This window comes from Citrobacter sp. TBCS-14, assembly GCF_005280805.1.
Classification (GTDB): Bacteria; Pseudomonadota; Gammaproteobacteria; order Enterobacterales; family Enterobacteriaceae; genus Citrobacter; species Citrobacter gillenii.
Genome location: NZ_SZWM01000356.1, coordinates 1 through 486, shown reverse-complemented (window position 1 = coordinate 486; position 486 = coordinate 1). Strand labels below are relative to the sequence as shown.

Sequence of the window (486 nt, the reverse complement as noted above, 5' to 3'; positions counted from 1 at the left end):
ATGCAAGACCTTACAAAAGTTGATGCCTTTGAATGGAAAACTAACAGCAACATGATTTTGGTAGAAACACTAACAAGCGGTCATGTTGAAACTTATAACGCTGGTGCAGTAATTACAGTAGCATAAGAATAAAATGGAGGAAGTAAATGATAGATTATATTAAGGTCTATTGTGGTATTCCGATTTTAGTAACAGCTTATGATAGTAAACTTATCTTATTCCGTTCAATAGCTATTAAATTGCTAGAAAAAAATGGTATTAAAGCTGACGAAACAAGCGTATTAGTTAAAGACTTTATTTCTTGTTATTGTCGGCTTAATATTGTTGATGAACCAGCAGAACAATGGCGAAATGCTGAAATGAAACGTTTGGCTTCTTTGCAAGAGTTAATGTATTATGGAGGTATTTAATGATATTCTCACAAGTTACATTACAGGTAGAAACGACTGTTAAGAAGAAGAACGGTGCAGAAGCTAATGTTATAAA

At 32.7% G+C, this 486-nt stretch carries 1 protein-coding gene; it reads left to right on the top strand.

From position 1 onward, the window contains the following. Window positions 1-146: 146 nt before the first annotated feature. Window positions 147-410, top strand: coding sequence for a hypothetical protein (locus tag FDX22_RS15475; RefSeq protein WP_002820020.1), 264 nt, complete (start codon window positions 147-149; stop codon window positions 408-410). Window positions 411-486: the final 76 nt, after the last annotated feature.